Origin of the sequence: Pedobacter sp. SYSU D00535 (assembly GCF_017355855.1) — a bacterium.
GTDB lineage: Bacteria > Bacteroidota > Bacteroidia > Sphingobacteriales > Sphingobacteriaceae > Desertivirga.
The window spans coordinates 247,032-267,611 of the sequence record NZ_JAFEWD010000002.1 but is presented as its reverse complement, the minus strand read 5'-3'; the positions used below and the strand labels follow the sequence as shown (position 1 = coordinate 267,611).

Here is a 20,580-nt window from a genome sequence, read left to right as displayed (position 1 = left end):
GATATAAAAGCACCCTCCCTATTTGAGATAGGAAGGGTGAATTTGTTATTTTACAACCTCGAAGTTACCGGCTGCATTTACTATAAACGTCAAATCGTCAGTTCCTGAAGGATTAAAAGTCTTATAAAACACCTTATACTTCATGCCAACGGAAGCATTGCCAAACAACGTTTTTAATCTGGCTGCGAGATACTTAATCACGTCATCTTCTGTAAATAGCCTCAAATCGAAATTACCGTACCTTTCAATACTTGCTTTAGCTCCTGCATCAGTTACTATCTTGCCAATTTCTGTATAGTCAGTAGTTGTTAGCGTGTATTCTATCGTACGATCAGCAATCCATTTCCCATCATCTTTCGCAAACTTCAATGTAGAAGTCTCTCTTCCTGTGGCATTGTCTACTGCCTTCACCCAATTAGCACCATCATAAACCATTCCCATCACATCTTGAGTGGTTGTACTTTGAGGCCTATTGGAAAAGCTAACATAAATAAGATCGTTTATTTTAGCTCCTACGATCTTTGCTTTGAGGAATTTGTTGAAGTAGTCAGGAAGTATTGCCTGATCTGCTGCAATGAAATTATTAAAACGTCCCCTGTCAACAGAAGTGTATTCCTCTGGAGATACGAGGTAGGTGTCGTACCATTGTCCATTTTTATAAAAATACACATCAGTTACCTGCTTGCTTGTGGGATTTGTATTGGTGTTGAAAGCGGTGAACGTTAATGTTGTCAAGCTACCGTCTTTCAGAGCGGTCTTATCATCAACACTCCTAGTATACTTCGCTTTAAGAAAAGTCTCAATTTGGGACCATCTGTCAAAATTTGTAAAATTCGTCCCTCCTAAAGCATAGTCCGTCGTTGCTAAAGTATAAGCAGGAAACCTGTCAGAAATACTATTATTAGTGAAAGCATATCTATAGCGGTTGTAATTTACTGAGACAGAAGATCCGTCTTTTAAATCTCCATAATATGCATTCAAAAACAAAGGAATTGCTGTCGCAGCTTCATCCTCCGATTTAAAATATAGACCGGTATTAACATAAGCAGGAACGCCCTGTTTATCTTTGAAGAACCTATAGTCGGCGTCCGACAACGTGTGAACAACTTGCGTTGTTGCTAGGTTATCCAGCTCAGCATAAACATCATCCATCGGATCGCATGAAGATAGAGCTAGTATTAATCCTGTAAGTGAATAAATAATATTTTTCATATAAACTTCTTTAGAAATTGACCTTTAAACCAGTTGTCCACGTCCTACCCGCGCCGAAATATACTTGCGAATTTGCAGCATCGCTAATATCAGGACCGTTTGTTACCTGTCTGAACTGAGCATTCGCGTCAGATATGTATTCAGTATTTAAAACGTTGTTCACGTTGAAGAATAATGAAGTATTCAGATTTGCCAGCTTAAATTTAAATACCGCATTCAAATCGAGCAGAGAGTAATTTGGAACCTGCCATGGCTGCAAGTTCTCCTCTCTTATGTCGGTAGGAAGAAATGAAGCATAGTAGCTGCCATAATAGTTATAATCAGCGCCAATTTTGATTCCCTGTGTAACAGTAAAGTCAAGACCAAGTGCTCCCGTTGTCTGCGGAGCGTCGCCAACTTTTATCCCTTTTGTGTAAATTGGCCCCTCTGAAACAACTAAGTTACTTGCTGCATCAAAAACCTCAACACGATTCAGATTACTAGACCAGGTCCAGTCTCCTACAGAGATCATTCCCGTTAACGTCAGGTTTTTAAATGGATTGTATTTAAAATCCAACTCCACCCCCTGATGAAGAGCATCTACTCCCAGGAGATTGGCAGTATAAAAGTTACCGTCATTCCCTAAAAGGCTTCTTGTACTGGATCTGTCTTTCCAATTTGTACGGTATAAATTAAGGTTTGCTGAAAGTGAACGGCTTCTGTAGCCATATCCTAATTCGTAGCTCAAAATTTTCTCCTTTTCGGCGTCTTTATTAGGAACATTCTGATTGCTCACAAATACAGCGCTGAAGAACGGTGCCTTTTCGAAATATCCAAGATTTGCAAAAACGTTATGATTCCTCGTCAGGTTATAGTTTGCTCCTCCTTTTGCCTGATAACCAAAGAAATTCACATAATCACTCTCCCTTAAAGGATCCGTGTTTAAATACCGGAAATAATCTTTCCTCTTATAGGATGTATTTGAAGCGGCGAGGGACACAAAGGTCGAAAGAGGCCCGTCCGTGTACTCACCTTGCAAAAATCCACCTTGCCACAACACGATTACGTCATTATGAAATTGGATTTTATCCCCTGTTTTGGCCCTGTTCAAAGGATTATTTATATTTCCAGCATTTGTTCCAGAGGACGAAAGGTTGTATTGTTCCATTACGTACTCAGCTCCGAGTAGATTCCTTACCGAGTTGTATTTTATCCCTTTATAGTTTCTGAAATCCAAGCCCGCCAACAAGTCAATCTTGTCGTTAAGTTTTCTGGTATAGGTACTTAATAGTCCGTACCACTCATGGTCATTTCTGTTCGACTGCAAATAAGCAACAGCTCGTCCGTCAGTTGAGGCAACGTTTTGCGCCACCAGTGCATTCAGGTCAACAGGTGAGTACTTGTCGCCGTTAACCCTGGTATCCAAAAACAGATTCGCATTGTTTGGAAATTCATTACCTCCCCGACCAATGGATCCATAAACGGCAGTTGAAAGCGATGATGTTTCGTTAATTGTCCAATAGTGATTCAAAGACGCCTGAGGTTTGTGATAGAAGTTTCCACTAATTGTTCTATCCTTCCCGTTCAATACACCCCAATTTGGATTAACTCTTATCCCCTGAGGTGCGTTGCGGTAGTAATCAATAGTATAACGCTCGAATCTAGACCCGTGATACTGCGGAGCACCAAAGCCTGTAAGGGAAAGCGTATGGCTTTTATTGATTAATTTTGACACATTGAAAAAATAGCTATAAGCTTCAAAGGCCAACCCTTCAAACCAACCGTCTCCGCTCGTTCTCGATCCCATCGCTGAAAAAGCCCAGCCTTTTTCATTTAGACCTGTGGAGAATAGAAATGACGTTTTGCTATAGTTATTATTCCCCAAGCCTTGCTGAATAAAACCGCCTCCATTTGCTTCGGTGCCGCGAGTAAGAATATTGATAGTTCCACCCAAAGAAGGCACTGCTACTTTAGAAGCTCCCAGACCTCTTTGGACCTGCATTGACCGGGTAACATCCGTTAATCCTGCCCAATTTGACCAGAAAACCCGGCCGCTTTCGGGATCGTTAACAGGAATACCGTTTATCATCACAGCGATATTCGCGCTTTGAAAACCTCGCATATTGATCCTTGAGTCTCCGTATCCACCTCCAGCTCCTTTTGATGCATAAACACCCGGTGTCGATTTCAGCAACTCGGGAAACTCCTGCTGCGCTGCCTTTTCTTCAATTTGAACGGATCCAACACTAGACACAGCTACCGGCGTTCTCCTGTCGATTGCCACGTTATTAGCAGTTACTACTACTTCAGAAAGATTCGCACTTGACTCCAGAGATATACTACCCACATCTTTAGTACCAGAAATACCTGTAACGTCCAATTCTTTAGTTACATAACCAATAAAGCTGAATGTTAATGTTGCAGAATTAGTTTCGGTAACATTAATAGAAAAAGTACCGTCAAGCTTAGTTGAGCCACCCTTGGCAGTACCTTTAACTAAAACTGAGGCCCCTGGAAGAGGTTCTTTGGTTACGGCATCAATTACCCTACCCTTTACCAATCCCTGAGCAAATCCTGTCACCGCCGTAAGCAATAGAATTGCTGCCGTGATAAACGAAACGTATAGTTTCCTCATAAAAATTTTGGTGATTTGAATAATGTGAAAATATTTTGAAATTAATGGCGCAAAGATACTTACATGGATTTAAATTTTCTAAAAAGTTATATTAAAATAATGTTAAGAAGAAAAGTGATCCCATACAATCTTTAACTTTTAGCAAAAAAAATGTCTATTTATTGAAAATCATTCCAAGAAACGAGAAAAAGCAAAAACCCGTCGAAAACTTTTTCCTATTTGAATTGTAAGCCCGTATTTATTTTCTTCAAAAGCTTCACAATTTGTAGATTTGCCCGGTTCAAAAATTTAAACAATAAAAATTCTCATGAATTACGACTTAATAGTTATTGGAAGTGGCCCCGGAGGTTATGTGGCTGCAATTCGCGGAGCACAGCTTGGCTTAAAGACCGCAGTTGTAGAACGTGAATCACTGGGAGGCATTTGCCTGAACTGGGGCTGTATCCCAACTAAAGCTCTTTTAAAAAGTGCTCAGGTGTTTGAATACATTAACCACGCTGCCGATTACGGCATCAAGGTACAAGGTGGCGAAGCCGACTTCGGTGCAGTTATTAAGCGTAGCCGCGGCGTTGCTGACGGCATGAGCAAGGGTATTCAGTTCCTGATGAAAAAGAACAAGATCGACGTGATCATGGGAACTGCAAAAATCAAAAAAGGAAACAAGGTGGAAGTAAAGGCCGCCGATGGTTCCAGCAAAGAGTACACCGCTAAACACACTATCCTGGCTACAGGAGCTCGTTCCAGAGAACTTCCTAACCTAAAACAGGATGGCAAAAAAATCATCGGCTACCGCCAGGCGATGAATCTACCCGAGCAGCCAAAAAGCATGATCGTAGTGGGTTCTGGTGCTATCGGTATCGAGTTCGCTTATTTCTACAACGCACTGGGTACTAAAGTGACTGTGGTTGAATTCATGGATAGAATTGTTCCTGTTGAGGACGAGGAAATCTCAAAACAACTGGAGCGCAGCCTAAAGAAAGCCGGAATTGATATCATGACTAACTCCAGCGTAGAGTCGGTTGACACTTCCGGAAAAGGCTGTAAAGCATCTGTAAAAACAGCGAAAGGAGTAGAAACGCTTGAAGCAGACATCGTACTTTCTGCTGTGGGTATCGCTCCGAACATCGAGAACATCGGACTGGAAGAGGTTGGCGTAAAAGTAGATCGCGGACGAGTTGTTACGGATGAATTTTATCGCACCAATATTGCTGGTGTATATGCTATCGGAGATATTGTAGCAGGACAAGCGCTTGCTCACGTAGCGTCTGCTGAAGGAATCATCTGCGTGGAGAAAATCGCCGGACACCATCCGGAACCTTTGAATTACAACAACATCCCTGGATGTACGTACTGCTCTCCTGAAATTGCTTCCGTTGGTTACACTGAAAAAGCTGCCAAAGAAGCGGGCTATGAGATCAAAGTAGGTAAATTCCCATTCTCAGCATCCGGCAAAGCCAGTGCTGGCGGCAATAAAGATGGTTTTGTTAAAGTGATCTTCGATGCTAAATACGGCGAGTTCCTAGGCTGCCATATGATTGGTGCCAACGTAACTGAAATGATTGCAGAAGTAGTAGTTGCCCGCAAACTGGAAACAACTGGTATGGAGATCGTCAAATCAGTACACCCTCACCCAACTATGAGCGAGGCCATTATGGAGGCTGCTGCTGATGCTTACGGAGAGGTAATTCACCTGTAAGAATCTCGTTGAGTTAATTCTCAACGTATAGATAGTTAACAAGACCTGCGATTTTCGCAGGTCTTTCTTTTTTAAACAATCAGCGACTAAAATCGTACATCTAAGATCATCAAACCGTAAACGTAATGGCCTGGTTATTTCTAATTCTCGGTGGTTTATTTGAAGTTGGTTTCACTACTTGTCTTAAATATTCCAACAACTTCAGCAACACCAAATGGAGTATTGGCTTTTTTATTTGCATCACTTTAAGCTTCATACTGCTTAACAAAGCAGTTCAAACGCTGCCCATAGGCACAGCCTATGCGGTATGGACCGGTATAGGAGCGGCAGGATCAGTCCTGGTCGGTATATTTTTATTTAAAGAACCTTCCGACTTCTGGCGTATCTTTTTTCTGTTTATGCTGATTGCTTCCATACTTGGCTTGAAAATGGTCTCTAAATAATCAGCTCCAAATGTGACCTAGCGCTTTTTTATTTTAGTGCCCCGACCATTACATTTGGCTAATTGAAAAATCTCAATGAATCTTTACACTATAGAAACTGGTCTTTTTAAGCTTGATGGCGGCGCTATGTTTGGCGTTGTCCCTAAATCCATCTGGCAGAAAACAAATCCCGCCGATAGCAACAACCTTTGTTCGCTGGCTATGCGAAGCCTTCTTATTGAGGATGGCGACCGGCTGATCCTTGTAGATACGGGCATAGGAAACAAGCAGAGTGAGAAGTTCTTCAGTTATTATCACCTCGACGGAGAGGATACATTGCAAAAATCCCTGGCGAAAAATGGCTTCCATCCCGATGATATCACTGATGTTCTCCTCACACACCTGCACCTCGACCACGTCGGCGGCGCTGTTGCCCTCTCTGACCGAAAATTGAGCCCAGCTTTCAAAAACGCAATCTATTGGACCAATAGCAAACATTGGAACTGGGCAATCAACCCAAACGATCGCGAGAAGGCTTCTTTTTTAAAAGAGAACATCCTTCCCCTGCAGGAATCAGGTCAGTTGCAGTACATTGATCAAACCGAGGCCGGCTTTCCCCCTGATATACAGATCAAAATGGTAAGCGGCCATACTGACTCTATGATGCTCCCACAAGTGCGCTGGAAAAACCGAACCATCGTATTTACAACCGATCTCATTCCGACTGCCGGTCATATGCCCGTGCCTTATGTCGCTGGTTACGATGTATTCCCATTACAATCAATGGCAGAGAAGAAAGACTTTTTGCAGGAAGGTTTTTCCAATGACTATGTACTGATTTTCCAGCATGACGCTCTTACGGAGTGCTGCACAGTAACAGAAACAGAAAAAGGAATTCGCATAGCAGAAACGTTCAAGCTGGAAGAACTATAACTGATTTGAATTGATCAGGAGCAACAGCTTCCGCTTTCCAGTCACCTGCAGTCCGGCTTTACGCTACAAGTCCTCACCCTGCCCGGAACCCTGCCTTCGTTGCGGGCTTTTCGCTGCAATCCGGGCTAAAAAAGTCAGCAGTCATTTCAATCACTGTAGCCGCTCGTTAAAAAATTCATCAAAGGGTAAATTATATGTCTCGCCCTTTTCTAAAAGTCCCTGCTTTGATATTTTTGCATCATGGAAATTACACCAGATAATAAATTGAAAAAACTGATTGTAGTTGGAGACCGGGTGCTCATCAAACCATTAAAACCAGAAGAGAAAACAGCTAGCGGCCTTTTTCTTCCACCCGGGGTCGAAGAAAAAGAAAAGGTAAGACAAGGTTATATCATCAAAGCCGGCCCCGGCTATCCCATCCCCGTTCCAACTGATGAGGATGAGGCATGGAGGGGACGGGAAGAGAAAGTAAAATACATTCCGCTCCAGGCCAAGGAAGGAGACCTGGCCATCTTCCTGCAAAACGCCTCTACTGAAGTGATGTACCAGAACGAGAAATACTTTATCGTTCCGCAGAGTGCTATCCTCATGTTAGAAAGAGAAGAAGATTTCTAGCAAGCCCTCTCGAAAAGCACTAATTCTAAACAATGGTGGAATGATTTTTGTTATTAAGGGTTGACTTTGTAAAGATTTTTTAATAACAACTTTTTTCATTATTTACCGTTAAAGCTACAAAAGTTGCTAACTTTGCACACGCTTAAGAAAGGGGTATCATAATTTAAATGAGACAACTCAAGATAACACAATCCATTACCAATCGCGAGTCGCAATCACTCGACAAGTATCTTCATGAGATTGGTAAGGTAGACTTAATTACTGCTGAGGAAGAAGTAATTCTTGCTCAAAAAATTCGCGAAGGAGACCAGGCCGCCCTGGAACGCCTCACAAAAACCAACTTACGTTTCGTTGTATCTGTAGCAAAACAATATCAAAATCAGGGTTTAACATTAGGTGACCTGATCAACGAAGGAAATCTGGGCTTGATTAAAGCCGCTAAGCGCTTTGACGAAACGAAGGGTTTTAAATTTATTTCTTACGCCGTTTGGTGGATTCGTCAATCGATCTTACAAGCTATTGCTGAGCAATCGCGTATTGTAAGATTACCCCTTAACCAGGTAGGATCTTTAAGCAAAATCAGTAAAGCTTTCTCAAAGCTTGAACAAGAATACGAACGCGAGCCTTCTCCGGAAGAACTGGCAGATATCCTTGAAACAACTGTTGACAAGATTTCTGACACGCTAAGCAATTCTGGCCGCCATGTTTCTATGGATGCGCCATTTGTGCAGGGCGAAGAAAACACCCTGCTGGATGTATTGGAAAATGACGATCCGAATACCGACAGCAATCTGATCAACGAATCGCTTTCAGAAGAAATTAAACGATCGCTTCAAACGCTAACAGAGCGTGAGCGTGAAATTATCGTTTTATTTTTCGGACTCGGAACTAATCACCCGCTTTCACTTGAGGAAATTGGGGAGAAGTTCAACCTTACCCGCGAACGCGTTCGTCAGATCAAAGACAAGGCGCTGCAACGTCTTCGTCACACATCGCGAAGCAAAATATTAAAATCTTATTTAGGATAAGTAAATTATCGAAACTGACAGAGGCTTCCCCAAAAGGAAGCCTTTTTTATTGGATTTTTCTGGAACAAAAACCACTATCTAAACCGCTTGTTGCTAGCTTATGTCCTCCAGATTCTATAACACCATTACACCTACTGAAGCCGTAGCCCTTCAAAAAGAACTTCAAAAAAAAGTACGATTAACTTTCTGGGAGAAAGAAATAAAGACAGTAGGCGGAGCTGACATCTCGTTCAATAAATACTCCAATATTGTCTTTGCAGGTATAGTAGTGCTGCAGCTACCGGATCTGAAAATAATTGAACAGACTACCGTAACTACTACCGTAGACTTCCCTTATATCCCCGGCTTACTTGCCTTCCGGGAAATGCCTGCCTTGCTGGAGGCCTGGAACCAGCTACAACTGAAACCGGACGTGCTGGTAACAGACGGGCACGGAGTAGCGCATCCCCGGCGACTTGGAATTGCCTCCAACTTCGGCATCACCACCAATACGCCTACCCTTGGCTGTGCTAAAACGCTGCTTACAGGTTCCTATTCTGAACCCCCGAATGAAGTCTTCGGAGCAAGTCCACTTACAGATAAAGGCGAACAAATCGGTACGGTTCTACGCACGAAAAGGAATTGCAAGCCGGTCTTCATTTCTGCCGGACACCTGCTCACCCATGAACAGAGTGTGGATTTGATTAAACGATGCTCGGGCAAATACAGAATTCCCGAACCGACCAGACTGGCCCACCTCATGGTAAATGAGGCCAGACGAAATGGTTAAAGTATGTTAAACTTTATATCCGGAGGTCTAAAGGCTGTATTTTTCAGACGTGAACCTGTTCATAATTTACTTCCGACTTTATCTTCCAGGGATAGTTGTGCTAAACCTCATTACTCTCTGGTTGTTTCTGACCCTGCCTGATATAGCTCTTTATCTATTTGTGAAGACAGTACTCTTCCTCTGCCTTTTCATCCTCTCAAGACCCTTTATCCGCAAGTACAAGTATTTTGTTCTCAACTATGCGAAATCAGAACTATTATTATTTTTCAAGGTCTTTCTTGCGGACTTTATCATTTCCACATTAACGATAGCGGTGTTAAAATTTCTTACCGATGCTCGAAATTGACAGCGTCCAACATAGCTTCGGCAACCAGGATGTGTTGTGCGGATGTTACCTTAGCTGCTCAAAAGGAGAAGTGGTAGGACTACTCGGGCGGAATGGCTCTGGAAAATCAACCTTACTGAAGATCATGTTCGGTACGCAACGAGCTGATTTTATGCACATGAAGTTGGATGGAAAGATCGTAAGGCAGGGTTTTAAAAACAGCATCGCCTACCTTCCCCAAACTACGTTCATCCCCGGGTTTATAGCGATCGAGAAACTCCTGAAAGACATTAACACAGACTATCTTATTCCTGAAATGACAGCCTTTCTACCCCAGGTTTCCGGCAAAAAATTACAGACATTGTCAGGTGGAGAATTAAAACTTATGGAGACGATTTGGTTACTGTCCCGGCCAGCTGACTACGTTTTACTAGACGAGCCATTTTCGGGTGTCGCTCCTCTTCACATTGCTATCATCCAAAAACTAATTAAAATCGCATCGAAAAAACGAGGTATCGTACTCACCGACCATCTCTATCGACCCCTACTCGAAATAAGCGACAGAATCGTATTACTGCACAACAAGTCGACATACCAGATCAAATCAGAAGCCGAATTAGTGTTGTACAATTATTTACCCGATTAAGATGCGATACCTATTTATCACGCGGATGCCTTTATCGATCAACCTTTGGAGGAAACCCTACTGCAATCTGCCCGCTTAAGGACTGGCTTCCGGAAGAGACGATGCAGCGGATAGCGGCTGAAAATAACGTGGCTGAAACTGCATTCCTTATCCTCAAGGGAGAAGGCTTTAAGCTAAGGTGGTTCACTCCCAGGAAAGAGGTCGATCTTTGCGGCCATGCCGCTCTCGCTAAAGCGCACATCCTGTTTACTGATTTAGGTTTTAACGGGGATACCATAACCTTCTCGACCTCTCTCATTTCTGTAGATCAAGTGCCAGGAAGGAAGAAAGCTTTCCCCCGCCCTAACCTCCTCTTAGTGTATCTTTCTCCTCTCTCTTAACGCCGTTCTCACCCGACTATAACGCGTACTTAACCCGTACCTAACGCGACAGATTAGGGGTTAACTTCGCGCGAACCCCAAGCGAACTAAGTGTATTTTCTAAAGGATAAGTATATTTGAATATAAGCTGAACCAGCGGTGAATTACCTGGTATCTAGAGTACTTATTTATCACAACTACGCAACGCTAAAAACTGGTGCTAACGGAGGATTTTCCGGCAAAGTAGGATCAGTAGTCGGAGCTAGCTGGAGCTCCCTGCTTCAAATTAGCTCGAGAGTTGTATTATTGCATAATAAGGCTATTTACCGAATTGAAACAGAAGTTGATCTAATCCAATACAACTATATTCCCGACCTCCCATGACAACTATTCCCATTTATCAGGCAGATGCCTTCACAAATAAACTTTTCAGAGGCAATCCTGCCGCAATCTGTCCCCTGCAGGAATGGCTTCCCGACGAAACCATGCAGCAAATAGCAGCTGAGAATAATCTGGCAGAAACAGCTTTTCTTGTAAAAAAGGACGATGCATTCGAATTACGCTGGTTTACCCCGGTAAAGGAGGTGGATCTATGCGGACATGCAACCCTCGCTTCTGCGCATATTTTATTCACAGAACTAGGGTATGAGGCTACCTCAATTGATTTTGTAACCCGAAAAGCAGGCACTCTTACAGTAAGCAGAAAAGCCGACCTTTACACGCTCGATTTTCCTTCCAGAGTCCCTGAACAATGCATGATACCAGAAGGGCTTATCGAGGCCCTGGGAGGAGTTCAACCTAAAGAAGTACTTCGCTCCAGGGACTACCTGATGGTTTACGATTCCGAAGAGATTGTCAGAGCATTGGAACCCGATTTTAATGCTTTATCTCAAATAGATACGCTGGGAATTATTGTAACGGCAAAAGGAGAGCAAAGCGATTTTGTCTCACGCTTTTTCGCTCCCGCAGCAGGTATCCCAGAAGATCCGGTGACAGGTTCAGCACATTGTACCCTCATCCCCTACTGGGCAGAAAAACTCCAGAAAAACGCTTTACACGCCTATCAGGTCTCGTCCCGGTTGGGCGAACTTTGGTGCGAGTTGCAGGGGGAACGCGTATTAATGTCAGGAAAAGCAGTGACGTATTTAAAGGGGCAGATCTACATCTGAAGGGAAGTATAGGCGCCCGACAAAGCTCCGGCGCCTGATTTTGCAAGTTAATACGACGGAATTACCGGCTTATTTTCCAGTATCGCTTCCAGTCGGGACATAACCTCATCGCTAAGCAGCGGCAATACTTCTACTGCAGTAATATTTTCTCTTAGTTGTTCAACTTTCGAGGCGCCAAGTATCACGGTGCTAACATTTCTGTTCTTTAAACACCAGGCGACTGCCAGTTTGGGCATGCTCACACCAAGATCGTTTGCTACTTCCTGAATTTTCTTCGCCTTTGCGAGGTTTTGCTCTGCAAGGCTTATATTTTTCAGCCAGTCTAAGCCTTCCAAATGAAGACGTGTGTCTGTAGGATTGGCGTTATTGTACTTTCCCGAAAGTACACCTGAGGCCAGCGGCGACCAGATGGTCGTGCCCAGGCCGTAGTCCTGAAACAGCAGATCATACTCCTTTTCCAGCTTCTCCCGAACCAACATATTGTATTGCGGTTGCTCCATGGTAGGACCGATAAGATGATTCTCTTTTGCCACTTTTATTGCCTGCAGGATTTCTGCCGCACTCCATTCGGAAGTCCCCCAGTACAAAATCTTTCCCTGCTGCAGCAAGGTATTCATTGCCCAAACGGTTTCCTCGATGGGGGTATTCCTATCCGGACGGTGGCAGAAATATAAGTCGAGATAATCAACCTGAAGCCGTCTCAATGATCCATGGCATCCTTCAATCACATGCTTTCTGGAAAGTCCAACCCGGTTCGGACCTTTTACTTCGGCTCCAAAAAACACCTTGCTGGACACGAGATAAGACTCGCGATCCCAATTCTTGCTTTTCAAGATCTTTCCCATCACCTCTTCCGCCTTTCCCCCAGCGTATCCTTCGGCGTTGTCAAAAAAGTTAACCCCGTTTTCATACGCCAAACTCATCAGCTGATCGGCTACGTCGTCTGTGATTTGCTTACCAAAAGTCAGCCAGCTTCCCAATGACAGAGCGCTTACTTGCAATCCTGATTTTCCAAGTCTTCTGTATTCCATGTTATTTTTTATAGGTAAATCCTGTTCTCAGGATATGAAGACTTTTGAAATCGGTTTTGTTTGCCTGAAGTTGAAAGGTATGCTGATAGGCTGGAGTAAAATAAATCCTGCTTACCAGCTTAATCTGCAAACCAGCCTGAATCCGGTTCTGATCGAACTTCTTTCCCGTCACTTCGCTTCCAAAGTTCACCATAGGTTCCTCCGAGATAAAAGCGGTCAGCTTTTGCTGAGGCAGGACAGGAACATGAAGCTGCAGCTGGAACCGCAGGCGGTAATTGAAGCGTTCACCCCTATTGTCCTTGTTAAAACGTTCCTCCAATCGAAGTCTATGCTGCAGCAGAAAGCCCGAAAACTTGTTGACGAGTTGCAGTTGTTGCCAGGGTCGGTTCTCTCTACGAACGGAGCTGCCCGAGAAATATTCTGAATACGCATAGCCGACTGAAGCACTAAAGGTCGGGGAAATCTGATACTGGAGACCCACCCTGCCGATCCATTGATTTCGCTGATTAAACTCCGCATAGCGATGGGAATAATCACTGGCGACCGACCAGTTCGAGTCGAGGGCAAAATTTACATAATATTGGGGCCAGAACTCGGTTCCACGCTGAACAGTTTGTGCTGAACCTGGCAGGCATAAAAAAACAACAAGCCCGGCCAGTACCATCCGGGGCATAAAGCGAAATAACAACATTAATGTTCAGCACGATTTAAAATGGCATCATAGATAATAGCCTGCTGCATGTCAAATTCGAAAGTTTCTGCAGGGCTTTCAGGCGGAAGAGCAAGAGCTACCTTACCGTGATTGTGTTTTTTATGGATAGACCTGCTCCGAAGTGTCTCTTCTGAAACCTGCTCCGGATTATATAAATCGGATTTAACTTCTTTAAAGGTCTGATAAGCGGGCTCTTTAGCCACTTCCGGTCTGGTTACTTCCCGGTATTTCTCCTCTACTCTTTTCCGTTCGTAGTCGCCTTTTACATCAGCAGGCTGCTGCTTAGCAGGAAGATCAATAGGGCGCTTTTCGAGTTTCTCCGGCACAAACAACTCTTCGGGGTCGACATCAATCACCGGCCTTGAAGGATTCCGCTTACGTGCCTTCTCCTGCTCTTGCTTATAGTTTTCGTACGTTTTGTAAACGAAATAACCAATACCGATCAAAAACGGCAAAAACTCTTCCATAGAACCAATGTACGCACTTAAACAGAAAATTGAGGTTTTTTAGTCAAATTTCTATTAATTCTATAACTTGCTGCTTGTTTTAAGATGAGTAAGGAACCTTGTTCCGTTGAGAAGAGATGCAACTAAACAGGCTGGAAATTAAGGGCTTTAAAAGCTTCGGGGATAAAATCACAATAAATTTTAATGAAGGGGTTACAGCCATTGTAGGCCCTAATGGTTGTGGAAAGTCAAACGTAGTAGACGCAATTCGCTGGGTTCTGGGGGAGCAGAGCACCCGCATGCTTCGGTCTGAAAAGATGGAGAATATCATCTTCAACGGAACGAAAACCCGCAAACCCTCACAATTGGCTGAAGTTTCACTGACTTTTGATAACACCCGCAACATTCTCCCTACCGAATTTTCGCAGGTTACCATCACTCGTAAACTATACCGGAGCGGCGAGAGCGAGTACCGCCTAAACGACGTTCAGTGCCGCTTAAAAGACATCACTGACCTCTTTCTGGACACGGGTATAGGGCCCGACTCCTACTCTATCATTGAATTAAAAATGATAGACGAAATCATCGCAAATAAAGAGGGCTCAAGAAGGGCCTTGTTTGAGGAAGCTTCGGGCATTTCGAAATATAAATTGCGGAAAAAGCAGACCTTCAGCAAGTTAAAGGATACTGAAACGGATCTGAGCCGCGTGGAGGATCTGCTGTTCGAGATAGAAAAAAACCTGAAAACACTAGAGAATCAGGCGAAAAAAGCAGAACGCTATTACAAATTAAAAGATCAATACAAGGCCTTAAGTCTCATGCTTGCATCCTTCCGCATCATCAGATTTCGGGATGCCCTGGATACGCTGGAAGATCAGGAGCAACGCCACGAGCTCGAGAAAACCCAGTTAAGTACAGAAATCGACAAGCTGGAGGCGGCCATCCAACAGCACAAGACCGAGAACATTACGAAAGAAAAAAATCTGTCTGCACAACAGAAAGCGGCAAACGAGTTCAGTTCAAAGATCAGAGCCTACGAAAGTGAAAAGAAGATCAAAAATGAACAGCTGCGTTTCCTGCAGGACAAGGAGAAGCGTCTGAGCGAAGAGCTAGATCGCGACAAAAACCAGCTAAATCATGTCCTGTACAACATTAAGAGGCTAAACGAAGAGCATCTGCAGGAAAGCCAGTTACTGGACATTTTGAAAAATAGCCTGGCCGACAAAAAAGAGGAACTGGATGAACTGCGAGTTCAGCAGCAATCGTCAAAAGCTGCACTTGACGCTTTTGCCAAACAGAACAACGAACTGCAGAATCAGCTCTACAAGTTTGAAAAGGACCTCGCTGTGCTGAATATCCAAAGGGAGGCTTTGGTTCAGGAGAGCAGTCGCAACCTTGCAGACACTGAATCAAAAGAAACAGAGCTAACTGAATTCAATAAGGCCATATCCACGCTTGAAGCGGAAGCTGCAGTAATACAGGGGCAGGTAAAAGAACTGGAACAATTTGAAGAAGGACTGGCGCTGCAGATCACGGAATCGGAGGGGCTGGTTAACAAATACAAAGAGCAGCTGGCTACTGAGAGCAGAAAACTGGACGCCAAGCAAAACGAATACAACCTGACCAAGTCCATGGTGGATAACCTGGAAGGCTTCCCTGAATCCATCCGGTTTCTGAAAAAAAGTGCTGGCTGGGCTAAGCAGGCTCCGCTTTTCTCAGATGTCCTGTTCTGCAAGGAAGAGTACCGCATTGCGATAGAAAACTACCTGGAGCCGGTGATGAACCACTATGTGGTAGAAAGCCAGGCAGAAGCAGTTCAGGCAATAAAACTCCTGAGCGATTCATCGAAAGGCAGGGCAAACTTCTTTATTCTGGATGCACTGAGCACTAACTCGGATCCAGCGAAAATGGAATTGATAAGCGATAATCTCATATCCGCCTTGAGCATTATTGATGTGGATGCGAAGTACAGTCGCTTATGTCGCCAGCTCTTGCATAACGTTTATATTTTAACTCAGGGCGATGAAGAAGCTATAGCGGCGGCAATGCCCGAGTCGAACATCGTGATATTAAGTGCTACCGGCAAGTTCATAAAAAGCCGTATTAGCATGGCTGGCGGTTCAGTCGGACTGTTTGAAGGGAAGCGTATCGGACGCGCTAAAAACCTGGAGAACCTGGCAAAAGAAATCCGGTTGCTCGAAAGCAGCATCAACACATTAAAAACCTTGGTTGAACAAGAGGGGCACAAGGGTGTAACACTGAAAGCTTCGTCCCGGAAGAATGAAATGCAGCAACTACAGATCGAGGTGAATAAGTTAAGTAATGAACTGATTTCGCTGAAGACACGACAGGAGCAGTATTTAGCCTTCATCAAAAATAGCCAGAACCGGAAGCAGGACATCGAGACGAAAATCGCATCGATTGATAAAGATCTTGCCGATGCAGAGCCGAAGCTGGCCGAGCTGAAGTCGAAAAAACAAAATATGAGCGACGAGCTGGTCGAAAAACAGCAAGCGTATCATGAACTGGCAGAGCTGGTTAATGAGAAATCTACCATGTTCAACCAGGAGAACATCCGCTTCCATCAGCAGCAGAATAAAGTTTCCGGAATCGATAAAGACCTGGACTATCGTGACAGCCAGCAGCGAAGCCTGGAAAGCAAAATTGCTCAGAACAGCGCCGATCTTGAGAAGACAAGACTGGAAATTTCAGACACGCTTCAACATGTGGACCATTCTGACGAAGATTTGATTAGCATGTACAAGCAGAAAGAAGAGTTTGAGAAAGGAGTAAGGGAGGTAGAACAGGAATACTATGCGTCCCGCGAGCTGATCTCCGAAACCGAAAACAAGATCTCGGGTCTGCGGAAAACAAAGGAGCAAGCGGACCTTATTTCCAGCGAAATCAAAGACAAGAAAAATTCACTAAAAATAGAACTCAACGCCCTAAAGGAGCGATTGGCAGTGGAATTCTCAGTGGATATAGCCGAGCTGCTTGACGCTGAGATCCCCGAGAACGAGAACGAATCTGATTTACGAGATCGCACCGAAAAGCTAAAAAGGCAATTAGACGACTTTGGTCCTATCAACTCTACTGCCATGGACGCCTACCGCGAGATGAATGAGCGGTACACCTTTATTCAGAATCAGAAAAAAGACCTGACAGAAGCAAAGGCGTCGCTACTGCAAACGATCAAAGAAATTGACGATAACGCCAGAGGGAAGTTCATGGAGGCGTTTACCCAGGTCCGCGAAAACTTTATCCGGGTCTTCCGTTCGTTATTTAATGAAGAGGACAGCTGTGATCTAATTCTTGAGTCGCCGGAGAACCCCTTAGAATCAGATATTGATATCATTGCCCGCCCTAAAGGGAAGCGCCCTCTTTCTATCAACCAATTATCGGGAGGAGAGAAAACGCTGACTGCAACGGCGCTGCTATTCTCGCTCTACCTGCTAAAGCCTGCTCCTTTCTGTATTTTTGATGAGGTAGACGCTCCGTTAGACGACACCAATATTGACAAATTCAACAATATCATCCGAAAATTTTCAGATGAATCTCAATTTATAATTGTATCGCATAACAAGCGAACCATAGCCAGCACCGATATTATTTATGGAGTTACTATGGTTGAACAAGGAATCTCGAGAGTGGTTGCTGTTGACTTAAGAGAAGTGGCCTAGGATTATAGGACGATATCAATCAGACTGCGGCTGGGAATAATAATTCCGTTTTTGAGTTGAAGAAAATGTTCGTCGACAGCCCAAACCGTTGTTTCTACCTTTTTCGGTCCTGCTTCCGTTTGGAAGGTGATGTTTGCCTTTCCCTTATATCCGTTACCCAGTCGTAGGGCATCTTCCATTTTCTTGCTGAGCTCCTGCGAGTGATCTTCAGGTGCAGGAACTATCCGGAAATTTCCTATCTCTTCTTTCGCTATTAACTGTTCCATAATATCGCAACATTTATACTTAAAACGAGTTATTATCTTTATTTAGTATTATGCAATATCCATTTCAGGCCGTCCTCCTGCTCCTGATGCTTGTAGGATGCTCAAAATCCATTCGTCCACAGCAGCTTTTCGACGACGTGAAAGAGCTCTCGTCCGACAGGTACGAGGGAAGAAAGACAGGAACTGCCGGAAATAAAATGGCTATTGACTACATCAGCTCCCGCTTTCGGCAACTGGGATTGAAATCATTCGAAACCAGCTATGCCCATGATTTCCGCATTAAAGGAAATGGAGGCATCAATTCAGGTACTAATCTGATAGCCTACCTCCCCGGAAAAACCGATGAAGCGATCGTGATTACTGCTCATTTTGATCATGTAGGTAAGGTAAACGGCCAGATATACAATGGTGCCGACGACAATGCTTCCGGCGTGGCGGGCCTGCTCGCTTTGGCAACTTACTTCAGCAAACATCCCCCGCAGCATACTTTGGTTTTCGCTGCTCTGGATGCGGAAGAAATGGGATTGCTGGGCGCGAGAGCATTTGTGGAGCAACCTCCCCTGCCAATAGAAAAAATTAAGCTGAACGTGAACATGGACATGATAAGCCGAAGTGAAAGTGGCGAGCTCTTTGCGGCAGGATCCTACCACTATCCGGAATTGAAAAAGTACTTATTTACCACGAATTCTAAAATCAAGCTGATGATGGGGCACGACCATCCTGATCAGGGTAAAGATGACTGGACCAATCAGAGCGATCATTTTGCCTTTCACCAGAAAAAGATCCCGTTCATCTATTTTGGTGTGGAAGATCATCAGGATTATCACCAACCAACTGACGATTTCGAGCGAATCCATCAGGAGTTCTTCCGCAATAGTGTAAATGTAATAGTTGAAGTGGTTGGAAATATCGATAAGAATATCAGCACCAAAAGCATCTTTAGAGATAAAGTGATTATGGATAAATAGCCTCGATCACAAGCAAAATAAAAAGCCGGAAGTAAATCTTCCGGCTTTTTATTTTGCTCGTGCTTTATTACTTTAATTTCAGTCTCCGTGGCAGCTCAATCATCCCCTTAAAGGAATTGTCGGTTCCAAGTGGCTTGATGGGAACTGAAGCAACGCTGACGGACTTACCCAAAAGTTTTACAGGTGGAGCGGACGCTACCAGGCTACCAGTTAAGATGTAATTAAGCGCGGTAGCAAATGACGCTTCCTGCGGATCTCCAAAATCCCGGGTGACATCATCAGCAGCCTGGCTATCGGGCGCAAAGCCCTCATAATATCCTCCCTCACCTCTTGAATTCCTACTTTCAAACATGGAGTAATACACGTCGTACCGGTCGATGGTGATCGGAAAAAAGCCTACTGGCTTGCCGTAACTGGTTGAACCTACAAGCTTCACGTTCATATAAGGCTTCAAGACGTTGATGACTAACTCACTAGCAGAGGCGGTATTCCCGGTTATAATGAAAACAACGTTGTTTATGCCATTAAGGTTCCCCTTTTTCTGAAACCGGTACGTATTCTCAGCTACCGAATAGTCGATATCAAAATAAGTCACGAGCTTGCCATTACTGTATTGGGGATTCCCACTTGCATTAAGAAGAGGTTGATTTCTTAAGATCGTAGCCTGGCCGGAACGCATTGTTTCATTAAAATACTCTGTAAACATTACATTTCCATTCACAGAACTTGGAGCAATTAGATTTGACATATGCTCGGCAGTAGAGACATAACCTCCACCGTTATATCTCAAATCGACAACCAAATCAGTAATGCCGCGGCTGGCAAACCGCGCAAAGGACCGGTTAAGGGGCTCTGTTGCATTACTTGGGTTTGAAAAACGTGCAAACGCGATGTACCCTACCTTTTTCCCGCTTCGCTCCACAACCGTATCTTTAAACACCGGACTGCTGGTATAGGTCATTTTGGTTAAGGTGCGAATAAAGGTAGACCCGTTCGGCTTTCTTCCCGCTAGACGAATGCTGCTTTGATCAAAGGCGTTGTTGATATAATTCTGATCGGACGAAAAATTGCCGCCTAGCGTTCTGCCATTAATCTCTGTCAACAGATCGCCTCGTGCTAAAAAGGCTTTATCTGCGGGCGATCCCTGATTGACGTAACGTATATAAACCTGGTAGGAACTGGTAGTTCCCACGGCCGATAATGCAATTCCAAAATCAGTCCCTACACCTTCCAGTGTCACCTCGCTGATGAGCGGCGCCTGAGTAGTACGAGGTGGATTGTCAGAAGTGTTGTCCGTGATGTAAGAGTATTTGGGATAGTCTGCAGTCGGCGATATATATTCATAAGGCCTGCCGGTCGCCGGATTTATTTTGTACTGCGTAATATCATACAATTCTTTGTGATAATTACTTATCTCATCTGGAAAAGTATTATACCTTCTAGGGTTGAATTCCTGATAGGAAGGAAGCGACTCGTTCCACAGGTATACCTGCTTAGCATACAGAAAAATAGAATCTTTTATCAGCTCCGTTCTTGTCCCTGCGGGCGTAATAACCGGTGGTTCTGGCTCGGGTTCAACGTCTGATTCGTCCTTACATCCTGAAAGGACTGTTAACAGCAGTATCGAGTAGAAAAAGACTCGTTTACATGCGATTGAAATATGTGTTTTCATAGCTAGACATATAGTAA

Annotated in this window: 18 protein-coding genes; 11 read left to right on the top strand and 7 right to left on the bottom strand. The window is 44.0% G+C overall.

What is annotated here, in order from left to right; translation table 11 throughout:
- Window positions 1–45: 45 nt before the first annotated feature.
- Both J4N23_RS05645 and J4N23_RS05640 read right to left on the bottom strand, forming a co-directional pair.
- Complete coding sequence (locus J4N23_RS05645; protein ID WP_207426050.1) at window positions 46–1,212, bottom strand: hypothetical protein; 1,167 nt, start codon at window positions 1,210–1,212, stop codon at window positions 46–48.
- A gap of 10 nt (window positions 1,213–1,222) precedes the next feature.
- On the bottom strand, window positions 1,223–3,826 hold the full coding sequence (locus J4N23_RS05640) for a TonB-dependent receptor (protein WP_207426049.1): 2,604 nt from the start codon (window positions 3,824–3,826) through the stop codon (window positions 1,223–1,225).
- 307 nt (window positions 3,827–4,133) lie between these two features.
- On the opposite strand from J4N23_RS05640, the gene lpdA reads away from it, so the two are divergent.
- The 9 genes from lpdA to J4N23_RS05595 all read left to right on the top strand — a co-directional run bounded on the left by lpdA (window position 4,134) and on the right by J4N23_RS05595 (window position 11,788).
- Window positions 4,134–5,522, top strand: coding sequence for a dihydrolipoyl dehydrogenase (lpdA, locus tag J4N23_RS05635; RefSeq protein WP_207426048.1), 1,389 nt, complete (start codon window positions 4,134–4,136; stop codon window positions 5,520–5,522).
- 125 nt (window positions 5,523–5,647) lie between these two features.
- The gene (locus J4N23_RS05630) at window positions 5,648–5,965 is read left to right on the top strand and encodes a multidrug efflux SMR transporter (protein WP_207426047.1); all 318 of its coding nucleotides are present in this window, start codon (window positions 5,648–5,650) and stop codon (window positions 5,963–5,965) included.
- A gap of 75 nt (window positions 5,966–6,040) precedes the next feature.
- Window positions 6,041–6,877, top strand: a complete 837-nt coding sequence (locus tag J4N23_RS05625) for an MBL fold metallo-hydrolase (RefSeq protein ID WP_207426046.1) — start codon at window positions 6,041–6,043, stop codon at window positions 6,875–6,877.
- Between the two features lie 240 nt (window positions 6,878–7,117).
- A complete protein-coding gene (locus J4N23_RS05620) occupies window positions 7,118–7,492 on the top strand; it encodes a co-chaperone GroES family protein (RefSeq protein ID WP_207426045.1) in 375 nt (124 codons plus the stop codon).
- Between the two features lie 167 nt (window positions 7,493–7,659).
- Window positions 7,660–8,520: an RNA polymerase sigma factor RpoD/SigA gene (locus tag J4N23_RS05615; protein WP_109415596.1), complete on the top strand. Its 861-nt coding sequence runs from the start codon at window positions 7,660–7,662 to the stop codon at window positions 8,518–8,520.
- Window positions 8,521–8,620: 100 nt separating this feature from the next.
- Window positions 8,621–9,289 (top strand): deoxyribonuclease V, encoded by a 669-nt coding sequence (gene nfi, locus J4N23_RS05610; protein ID WP_207426044.1) that lies wholly within the window; start codon window positions 8,621–8,623, stop codon window positions 9,287–9,289.
- A gap of 332 nt (window positions 9,290–9,621) precedes the next feature.
- Window positions 9,622–10,260, top strand: a complete 639-nt coding sequence (locus J4N23_RS05605; RefSeq protein WP_207426043.1) for an ATP-binding cassette domain-containing protein — start codon at window positions 9,622–9,624, stop codon at window positions 10,258–10,260.
- Window positions 10,185–10,640, top strand: coding sequence for a PhzF family phenazine biosynthesis protein (locus J4N23_RS21215; protein ID WP_370527240.1), 456 nt, complete (start codon window positions 10,185–10,187; stop codon window positions 10,638–10,640). The genes J4N23_RS05605 and J4N23_RS21215 overlap by 76 nt, the downstream gene beginning before the upstream one ends.
- A 359-nt stretch (window positions 10,641–10,999) precedes the next feature.
- Window positions 11,000–11,788 (top strand): PhzF family phenazine biosynthesis protein, encoded by a 789-nt coding sequence (locus J4N23_RS05595; RefSeq protein ID WP_207426042.1) that lies wholly within the window; start codon window positions 11,000–11,002, stop codon window positions 11,786–11,788.
- A gap of 47 nt (window positions 11,789–11,835) precedes the next feature.
- Here J4N23_RS05595 and J4N23_RS05590 read toward each other — a convergent pair whose 3' ends face one another.
- The 3 genes from J4N23_RS05590 to J4N23_RS05580 are packed head-to-tail and all read right to left on the bottom strand — an operon-like array spanning window position 11,836 to window position 13,998.
- Entirely contained in the window at window positions 11,836–12,819 is a 984-nt protein-coding gene (locus J4N23_RS05590; RefSeq protein WP_207426041.1) for an aldo/keto reductase, read from the bottom strand.
- A 1-nt stretch (window position 12,820) separates the two neighbouring features.
- Window positions 12,821–13,510 (bottom strand): DUF2490 domain-containing protein, encoded by a 690-nt coding sequence (locus J4N23_RS05585; protein WP_207426040.1) that lies wholly within the window; start codon window positions 13,508–13,510, stop codon window positions 12,821–12,823.
- Entirely contained in the window at window positions 13,510–13,998 is a 489-nt protein-coding gene (locus J4N23_RS05580; RefSeq protein WP_207426039.1) for a hypothetical protein, read from the bottom strand. The genes J4N23_RS05585 and J4N23_RS05580 overlap by 1 nt, the downstream gene beginning before the upstream one ends.
- Window positions 13,999–14,114: 116 nt before the next feature.
- Here J4N23_RS05580 and smc point away from each other — a divergent pair, with 116 nt between their 5' ends.
- A complete protein-coding gene (gene smc / locus J4N23_RS05575) occupies window positions 14,115–17,657 on the top strand; it encodes a chromosome segregation protein SMC (protein ID WP_207426038.1) in 3,543 nt (1,180 codons plus the stop codon).
- A gap of 2 nt (window positions 17,658–17,659) precedes the next feature.
- On the opposite strand, the gene J4N23_RS05570 is transcribed toward smc, so the two are convergent.
- Window positions 17,660–17,923, bottom strand: a complete 264-nt coding sequence (locus J4N23_RS05570; protein ID WP_207426037.1) for a hypothetical protein — start codon at window positions 17,921–17,923, stop codon at window positions 17,660–17,662.
- A 50-nt stretch (window positions 17,924–17,973) separates the two neighbouring features.
- Here J4N23_RS05570 and J4N23_RS05565 point away from each other — a divergent pair, with 50 nt between their 5' ends.
- Window positions 17,974–18,891: a M28 family peptidase gene (locus tag J4N23_RS05565; protein ID WP_207426036.1), complete on the top strand. Its 918-nt coding sequence runs from the start codon at window positions 17,974–17,976 to the stop codon at window positions 18,889–18,891.
- Window positions 18,892–18,958: 67 nt separating this feature from the next.
- Here J4N23_RS05565 and J4N23_RS05560 read toward each other — a convergent pair whose 3' ends face one another.
- Window positions 18,959–20,563: a S41 family peptidase gene (locus tag J4N23_RS05560; RefSeq protein WP_207426035.1), complete on the bottom strand. Its 1,605-nt coding sequence runs from the start codon at window positions 20,561–20,563 to the stop codon at window positions 18,959–18,961.
- Window positions 20,564–20,580: the final 17 nt, after the last annotated feature.

Coding starts and splice junctions, on each gene's coding strand:
- J4N23_RS05645 (WP_207426050.1), bottom strand. CDS start 1,212: ATGAAAAATATTATTTATTCACTTACAGGATTAATACTAGCTCTATCT.
- J4N23_RS05640 (WP_207426049.1), bottom strand. CDS start 3,826: ATGAGGAAACTATACGTTTCGTTTATCACGGCAGCAATTCTATTGCTT.
- lpdA (WP_207426048.1), top strand. CDS start 4,134: ATGAATTACGACTTAATAGTTATTGGAAGTGGCCCCGGAGGTTATGTG.
- J4N23_RS05630 (WP_207426047.1), top strand. CDS start 5,648: ATGGCCTGGTTATTTCTAATTCTCGGTGGTTTATTTGAAGTTGGTTTC.
- J4N23_RS05625 (WP_207426046.1), top strand. CDS start 6,041: ATGAATCTTTACACTATAGAAACTGGTCTTTTTAAGCTTGATGGCGGC.
- J4N23_RS05620 (WP_207426045.1), top strand. CDS start 7,118: ATGGAAATTACACCAGATAATAAATTGAAAAAACTGATTGTAGTTGGA.
- J4N23_RS05615 (WP_109415596.1), top strand. CDS start 7,660: ATGAGACAACTCAAGATAACACAATCCATTACCAATCGCGAGTCGCAA.
- nfi (WP_207426044.1), top strand. CDS start 8,621: ATGTCCTCCAGATTCTATAACACCATTACACCTACTGAAGCCGTAGCC.
- J4N23_RS05605 (WP_207426043.1), top strand. CDS start 9,622: ATGCTCGAAATTGACAGCGTCCAACATAGCTTCGGCAACCAGGATGTG.
- J4N23_RS05595 (WP_207426042.1), top strand. CDS start 11,000: ATGACAACTATTCCCATTTATCAGGCAGATGCCTTCACAAATAAACTT.
- J4N23_RS05590 (WP_207426041.1), bottom strand. CDS start 12,819: ATGGAATACAGAAGACTTGGAAAATCAGGATTGCAAGTAAGCGCTCTG.
- J4N23_RS05585 (WP_207426040.1), bottom strand. CDS start 13,510: ATGTTGTTATTTCGCTTTATGCCCCGGATGGTACTGGCCGGGCTTGTT.
- J4N23_RS05580 (WP_207426039.1), bottom strand. CDS start 13,998: ATGGAAGAGTTTTTGCCGTTTTTGATCGGTATTGGTTATTTCGTTTAC.
- smc (WP_207426038.1), top strand. CDS start 14,115: ATGCAACTAAACAGGCTGGAAATTAAGGGCTTTAAAAGCTTCGGGGAT.
- J4N23_RS05570 (WP_207426037.1), bottom strand. CDS start 17,923: ATGGAACAGTTAATAGCGAAAGAAGAGATAGGAAATTTCCGGATAGTT.
- J4N23_RS05565 (WP_207426036.1), top strand. CDS start 17,974: ATGCAATATCCATTTCAGGCCGTCCTCCTGCTCCTGATGCTTGTAGGA.
- J4N23_RS05560 (WP_207426035.1), bottom strand. CDS start 20,563: ATGAAAACACATATTTCAATCGCATGTAAACGAGTCTTTTTCTACTCG.